This is a genomic window from Ferruginibacter sp. (genome assembly GCF_031391665.1).
Classification (GTDB): Bacteria; Bacteroidota; Bacteroidia; order Chitinophagales; family Chitinophagaceae; genus Ferruginibacter.
In genome coordinates this window covers 1-6,898 of the sequence record NZ_JANMUN010000249.1, presented here as the reverse complement: position 1 = coordinate 6,898, position 6,898 = coordinate 1, and the positions used below count along the sequence as shown (strand labels likewise).

The following is a 6,898-nucleotide window of genomic DNA, read 5'->3' as shown; positions in this document are numbered from 1 at the left end:
AACCAACAAACCAGAACCTATGTCTCGTTTTCAGATTTTAAAAAGTTTAATGAACAAACACCGCAGCCAGCTGGTGCTTACCTATATTTTATTTTCTTTAGAAATGCTGGGTGGATTATTACGGCCTTTCTTTTTGGGTATGGCCATTAACGATTTATTAAAGGGCAGTTACAATGGATTAATAATTTTATCCGCCGTACATTTTGTTACATTAATTATTGGCACTTTGCGCCACATGTACGATACCCGTACGTATTCTGCCATTTATGTTTCTTTGGTTACAAAATTTTTAAGCAGAAGAATTTACAAACAGGATGTAAGCAAACTAAGTGCACACTCTACTTTAGCAAGAGAATTTGTAGATTTTTTAGAATTTGATTTAGTGTACGTTATTGAAGCAGCATACAATTTACTGGGCTCATTAATTTTATTATTCTTTTACGATGCTGCTGTGGTGGGTATGTGCTTAATAGTTTTAGTTCCGGTTGTGGGTATCAGTTATGTTTATGGCAAAAGAATGAAAAGGCTGAACAAATTAAAAAATGATGAGCTGGAGCAACAGGTAGATGTTATTGGCAGCGGCAACAGGCAAACCGTAAACAATCATTATAATAACTTACGCAAGTGGCAAATAAAAATCAGCAACCAGGAAGCCTGGAATTTTGGCTTTATGGAATTTTTAGTGATGATTGTTTTGGGTGTGAGTTTATTAATTACTTATAAAACTTCCGGCGCAGCAATACTTGCCGGTAATGTGGTAGGTATTTTCTTTTACATAAGCAATTTTGCAAAGGGATTAGAAACTATTCCGTACACCGTACAGCGCCTTACTTCTTTAACCGATATAACACGAAGAATTGAATTGCAGGTGGAAGATTTTCCGGAAGATAATAATAATTTAAAACCGGTGAGGAAGGGGAAAAGGGTGAAAGTGGGGGAGATGGCGGCGTAGATGTGATTATTTTTTTCTATTCAGTTAGTTTAAAAACGGTTATTTTTCTGTTGAAACATAAAATATACCGATTTGTTATTTATTACAATGCAAAATCTTCGGTTAAGTTTGTTTAAATCTCATCTGTTATGGTGGGATTTTTTTATGACAATATTTTAAGGTATAATAATAAAAAATAATTTACTTCTATACAAAGAGTATTGTATATTTAAATTCTGATAATGAGTGCCGTGTGATATCTAATTATAAATAAAAAATTTAAAAATGGCAACATTAGACGACAGAATAAATGAATTATACAATCAGTTTATTGATTTTCCGCCTAAAAATAAAATTGTTAGACTTGGTATAAGTGATGATGCTTTTACACTTGTTGCTTTTGAAATCTTATTTCAAAATTTTCATTCTGTAAAAAAACTTAATTATAATGAAGGGGCGCATAGAGAATTACTATGCCAGTATATTGTTCCTCCACCGGACGATAGTATTGATATATTTTTTGAAGAAAAAGACTTAGACGAATGTAAATATCATATAGTTCAGGTAAAAAATTCAATTCTTTCGCCGGGAGAAATTGAACAGTGTTTCATTTTAATGGAGAATTCAATAAAAATATTTCTAAATAAACCAAGAGATTCCAAGAAAAATTTAAAGGAAATAATTAGCGGAACGGATTTTAGTAAACAGTATAAAAGCGACTGCGTTTACTATGTTGTACACCGTGGTCAAACAAATTATATTAGAAGCCAAAAAAGTAATCAGAAAATAATTACTGGGGATGAATTACAAATATTAGAGAATGGCACAAGACAAATGTCTGTACCGATAGAAGATTTTGAAATTGACACAGGTAACAATTTCATTGTAAATAATTTCATTGATAATAGTGAGTCAAAAAAAGTAAATACGCATATTCCACAGTCCTTGCTTTGTAATTTCAGTGGTTATGATTTAGCAAAGCTTAATAACAAATACGCAAACACCCTCCTTGGCAGAAATATCCTTTATGGTCAAAACTTAAGAGAATCATTAAACAAGAACTCAAAAACATATGATAGTATGTTTGAAACGGTTAGCAAAGAACCTGACCTATTTCTTTTTTACAATAATGGCATCACAATTATTTCAAGTGCTTTTAATGCCGTTGGCGCAAATGGTAAAGAAAAAATTACTGTAGAAAATTTTTCAATCATAAATGGAGCCCAGACTACAAGTACTTTAGGTGCTTATTTAAGGGATGCAGAAATTAATAATGAGCAAGAGAATATAGAAAACCTTAAAAAAGTGTTTGTTCTTACAAAAATTTATCAAATAAACAAGGATTTAAAGAACCATGAAAACATCAGCGAAAACATCAAAATATTCAACAATACTCAAACGCCTCTTTCTAGTAGAGATATGGTTTCAATAAGGAAAGAACAAATTGATTTGCAAGAACGTTTATTTCAAGGGGAATCTCCTAATATTTTTGTTTTTATTAAAAAGGGAGAAACAATTCCGGGACACCCTAAAACTCAATCACACCAAAGGGTAACTAATGAAGTTCTTGCACAATTAACATTATGTGGTTTTTGTTCTGAACCTTTTACTGCAAAAGATAAGAAAACAAAAATATTTGATAATGATGGCAAAGATGATGTTATTTTAAATTCTGTTTATGATAGATTATTTAACCAGAAATCTGGTCTTCTATTTAATAGATCCAAAAGAGAAATAGATGAACTGCTATTCATTTATCGCTTACACGAAGACACCAAGAAGTTTCAGAAAATATACCTTAAAAATCTGTTGCAAAACTTAAACCAAAAGGCCTTGGCTAATCCTGTTCAAGTTGAACAAAAGGAAAACCAAATGAATTCTATTAAGCGCAATATAGAAATCGCAAACGTTTGCTTATTTTATAATATAAGTTGCTATTTTGAAATGAGATCCAATTTTGATAACTTAATTCCAAATATTGAGAATCTTTCTTTTGAGACAAGAAAATATTTTGATAATAGCGAAACTTATAAGGATAAATTAATCAAATCGTTTAGTGAATTAGTTTATTCTAAAACAATTGATATTATAAGAAATAACTCTGGTGTAGAAAACGTAAACAACTGGATTAGAGCGGAAAAAGGGCAAGAAGTATTTTTAAGTACGTTAAGAAATTCTTTGATAAATGAAGGCTTTACAATATCTGAAAAGTATATTGAATTTGTTAAATTATTTAAAGCTTAATAAAAATAATTATTAATGTAACACCCTTGCATTCCAAATTTTACTACTTTAGCGTTCTAAAATGCAAAGGAATAGCCGGGTACTATTCTTTTACAAATGCTTTTACGGGTTGGTTAAGTACAATAAATTTAAGTTTGATAAAGTAATTCTAAAAATTGCTTTGTTAGCATTTCGTCACCGTAAAAAATAATAATATGCAACAAACAGCCATTCAGTCGCAAGTTGAAGCGATAAAAAAAGCAACGCAAATTGCTTCTAAATCTAAGGAAGCTGCTTTAAAATTTCTTATTGATGCTGGTATAGTAAGACAGGACACTCCAAAAGAAACAGTTACCACAGCCAAAACTCAAAAATAATTTGGCCCGTCATCAACCCTTTCAAATTATAGGATACCACAGTTGTGATAAAGAAGTTGGTACGCAGGTTTTAAATGGACAAACACAACTAATACCAAGCAATAACTTATGGGATTGGCTTGCTGATGGTGTATATTTTTGGGAACAAAATCCCAAAAGAGCATTAGACTATGCAATAGAAGTTGCCGAAGGCAGTCAATTTAATAAAGGCAAAATAAAAACACCATTCGTTTTAGGTGCTATAATCCAATTAGGGAATTGTTTAAATTTAGTTGAGTCTGAATCTTTAGCCGTTTTAGAAGAAGCCTACAATGGTTTAAAGATACTGCTTAACCAAGCTGGAAAAGAAATGCCAAAAAATGATGACAATAATAGAAAATTAGATTGTGCCGTTATCCGATATGTGCACCAATCAAGAAAAGAAACAAATCAGCCAGCTTACGATACAATAAGAAGTGCTTTTGATGAAGGAAGCCGGGTTTATCCTGGGGCTTCCTTTGCCTCAAGAAATCATATTCAAGTTTGTGTAATTAACCCAGATTTAATAAAGGGTTATTTTTTGCCAACTCCGTTAGATGAATTTAATCCGTATTTAAAAAAAGATTTTTTTGCAGACAAATAAAATAAGTATTCTTATTGTTTTTTATTTTCATAAAACTTCTCCTTCTTCATCAATTTCCCAATCGCCTCCACAATCCTTTTAGTTTTTGTTGCTTCCTGCTTAGCCCTATAAATCCATTTTATATAAAAGCCTTGTTCGCTTTGGGTTAATTTAAAAAAGAACTGTTGGGCAACAGGTTCATCATCCAGGCATAATAAAAATTCCTGTGGTATTTCAATAGGTGAGTTATCGGCATATAAAATTACATGTATCGTATCGCCTTCGGTTTTTCCAATGGCTTTTCGTATTTCTTTTCTTACGGGTAAAAATAATTTGCCATTAGCCATCGGCATTAATTTGTAGCGTTTCAATTCAAAGCCATCAATGCTGCCGCTTACCTGTACCCAGCCAAATTTGGCTCTTTTATCCGGTGCAATCTCATCAATAACTGTATATATCCAGCCGACTTTTCCGGGGTATTTTAAAAGTTTGTATTTTTTATTTACTAATGGTTTAGCCATATAATTATTGCAATAGTTCCAATTCTTTTTGTAAATTTTCTTTTGCCTGCAATTCAAACATAGTAAAACATACATCCGTTTTAAATATTCTTTCCATTTGTAAAAAATGCTGCAATACTTTTTTTCTACCGGGTTTATAAATCAGGTCGGGGTAAAGGGAGTATTCTTTTCTTACCTGTGTAAAATAATTTGCATACACATTCCACGGCTGCCCTAAAACAGAAAGATCAGCATCAATAAAAATATTGGTGTCGTTATCTGCACTTAAAAGATGTTTTTTAGTAGCCAAAATCTGGCGCACACAATTTTCAATAGTTATTTGGGGAACAACAATCAGTTGCATACGGTTTTCAGCAAACTCCGCACTCTTTTCTTCGTTGGTAGTTTTTAGTGGGTTGTAAATAATATCATGATAATACAAAGAAAATAAAATGGTATCCCAATTATCAATTTGGGGTTTAATTGTAAACAAATGTTGCAATAAATTTTCAAGATGATCTAATGTATGGTAGTGCCTTTTTTTGTTGGAATAATTTTCTTCAATTTCATTCCACAGTTGTATGGCCAGCCAATCATCTGTTGTGTAATTACCAATTAGTTTTATAAAGGTTTCTTTTAACACAGGTAAAACGGTTTAATTATTCTCCCTCTCTTTTTACAATCAAATACCAATTATTCTCCAGCGGTAAATAACCATACTCATAACAGTAAAAATAAGTTTTATCGGTTTTGGTGTGGTATAAATGCGTATGGTATTTAAATTGAAAACCCTTTTCAATGAGTTTATCCTTGCTTGCTTTTGCTGTGGGTTCACCATCTGGTAAAAGGCTTTCTAAAATGCGGCGGTTTTTTCCCAAAGCGTTATTTACGTTTCTAATATTGTTATTGGCGGCACTTTTCAGGTCGTTATTGTAGGCAGCCCGGCAGTAATCATCGCAAAATTTTTTGTCGCTGCGGCCTTTTACGGCTTTGCCGCAGCTCAAACAGATTTTTGTTTCTTTTTGTTGTAACATAATACCAGTCTGGTTTTTAGGAGAAAATAAATTCCTATTTAGCAAATGCACCCGTTTACATACGGTTATAAAGGTAAGTAAAAGGCAATGATATAGAAGTTTACACCAAATACTAAAAATATGTCAGAGGACGAAAATACCGTTCTAAAATTCAGTTCCCAGATTGCGGAAAATCTGACTTGGTTAAGGATGAAAATCAAAACTGAATGAACATATAAGAAAGAACATTTGCAAGCCTGCTATTGTGTTTTCGGTGCTACCTAATTACCATAGCTATACGCTCGGAAACGAGGCTTGCTTAATCAAATATACAAAAAAATTAAAAAATGGAAATAGTCACCTTCTTAAATTTAATCTTATTGGTTCTTTTGCATTGGCGGTTTGAAATTTATACAAAAAATAAGGAAAAATAACTTTTACCTATATTTATAATATGGGAAGAAGTAGTCATAGAAAAAAAGATAGAAAAATCACACAACATGCTGCAATAGAAATGGCTGCTATTGATAAACCTATTAAGGCAAAATCATGGTTAATGATAACCTGGAATAAAATATCTCTAACTTGGAAAATAGCAGGAGTATTGTTTTTGCTTGGCAGTGGTGTTCTTACATTTGTTCAACTTTATGACAGGTTTTCGCCTCCGATAGTTGAAAAAAAGCAACGGTGACGTAGACGGCCAGCGGGCTGTCGGCCAGGCGCCGTGGGTCGACGTGGCGCTGCACCACCTCGCGCAGCGGGTCCAGCCCCAGCGGGTTGAACTGGTACGGGCTCAGCAGGCGCAGCAGGCCGTTGAACCATGCGTAGAACGGGTTGCGGTCGAGGTTGAAGGCGTCGAGTCCGGGCATCGGCCAGGGTGCCCAGCCAGGGTGCGGGCCGCGTGCCGGCACGGCTGCCGGCCCGCCCAGCATCGAGCCGGCCACCGCCCCGGGCCCGAAGGCCGGGTGCACCAGGCTGTGGCCGAAGCAGCCGCGCTGCCCGCCGATTTCGCCCCAGAACGCGGCCAGCGCCTCGCGCGCGGCGATGCGGCCGCCATCCTTGCCGCCGCGGGCCCACCCGGTGGCCAGCACCGCGGCGTTCAGCGCGCCGGCGCTGGTGCCGGAGACGGCGGCGATGTCCAGCGTCGGATCCTGCAGCAGCCGGTCCAGCACGCCCCAGGTGAAGGCGCCGTGCGCGCCGCCGCCTTGCAGTGCCAGTTCGACAGGAGCCTGGCCGGGCGCAGCGGCGCGGCG

At 35.6% G+C, this 6,898-nt stretch carries 8 protein-coding genes; 4 read left to right on the top strand and 4 right to left on the bottom strand.

Annotated features, from left to right (window positions below; all coding sequences use genetic code 11):
- The 4 genes from ACY651_RS19120 to ACY651_RS19105 form a co-directional block, all read left to right on the top strand.
- Positions 1-952 (top strand): ABC transporter six-transmembrane domain-containing protein (locus tag ACY651_RS19120; protein WP_462255108.1); only part of this gene is annotated, 952 nt, incomplete at its 5' end.
- Positions 953-1,216: 264 nt separating this feature from the next.
- Positions 1,217-3,175, top strand: a complete 1,959-nt coding sequence (locus ACY651_RS19115) for an AIPR family protein (RefSeq protein ID WP_462255107.1) — start codon at positions 1,217-1,219, stop codon at positions 3,173-3,175.
- Positions 3,176-3,369: 194 nt separating this feature from the next.
- Positions 3,370-3,531 carry a hypothetical protein gene (locus tag ACY651_RS19110; protein WP_462255106.1) on the top strand — a complete coding sequence of 54 codons (162 nt, stop codon included), beginning with the start codon at positions 3,370-3,372 and terminating at the stop codon, positions 3,529-3,531.
- A 1-nt stretch (position 3,532) separates the two neighbouring features.
- The gene (locus ACY651_RS19105) at positions 3,533-4,153 is read left to right on the top strand and encodes a hypothetical protein (RefSeq protein ID WP_462255105.1); all 621 of its coding nucleotides are present in this window, start codon (positions 3,533-3,535) and stop codon (positions 4,151-4,153) included.
- Positions 4,154-4,164: 11 nt separating this feature from the next.
- On the opposite strand, the gene ACY651_RS19100 is transcribed toward ACY651_RS19105, so the two are convergent.
- From ACY651_RS19100 to ACY651_RS19085, 4 genes are all read right to left on the bottom strand, one after another.
- Positions 4,165-4,653 carry a DUF1905 domain-containing protein gene (locus ACY651_RS19100; RefSeq protein WP_462255104.1) on the bottom strand — a complete coding sequence of 163 codons (489 nt, stop codon included), beginning with the start codon at positions 4,651-4,653 and terminating at the stop codon, positions 4,165-4,167.
- Positions 4,654-4,657: 4 nt separating this feature from the next.
- Positions 4,658-5,275 (bottom strand): HD domain-containing protein, encoded by a 618-nt coding sequence (locus tag ACY651_RS19095; RefSeq protein WP_462255103.1) that lies wholly within the window; start codon positions 5,273-5,275, stop codon positions 4,658-4,660.
- A gap of 16 nt (positions 5,276-5,291) precedes the next feature.
- Positions 5,292-5,636 carry a hypothetical protein gene (locus ACY651_RS19090; protein WP_462255102.1) on the bottom strand — a complete coding sequence of 115 codons (345 nt, stop codon included), beginning with the start codon at positions 5,634-5,636 and terminating at the stop codon, positions 5,292-5,294.
- A gap of 638 nt (positions 5,637-6,274) precedes the next feature.
- Positions 6,275-6,898 (bottom strand): patatin-like phospholipase family protein (locus tag ACY651_RS19085; protein ID WP_462255101.1); only part of this gene is annotated, 624 nt, incomplete at its 5' end.

Bases quoted from the DNA above. Each gene is read 5' to 3' on its own strand.
- ACY651_RS19100 (WP_462255104.1), bottom strand. From the start codon at position 4,653: ATGGCTAAACCATTAGTAAATAAAAAATACAAACTTTTAAAATACCCC.
- ACY651_RS19115 (WP_462255107.1), top strand. From the start codon at position 1,217: ATGGCAACATTAGACGACAGAATAAATGAATTATACAATCAGTTTATT.
- ACY651_RS19110 (WP_462255106.1), top strand. From the start codon at position 3,370: ATGCAACAAACAGCCATTCAGTCGCAAGTTGAAGCGATAAAAAAAGCA.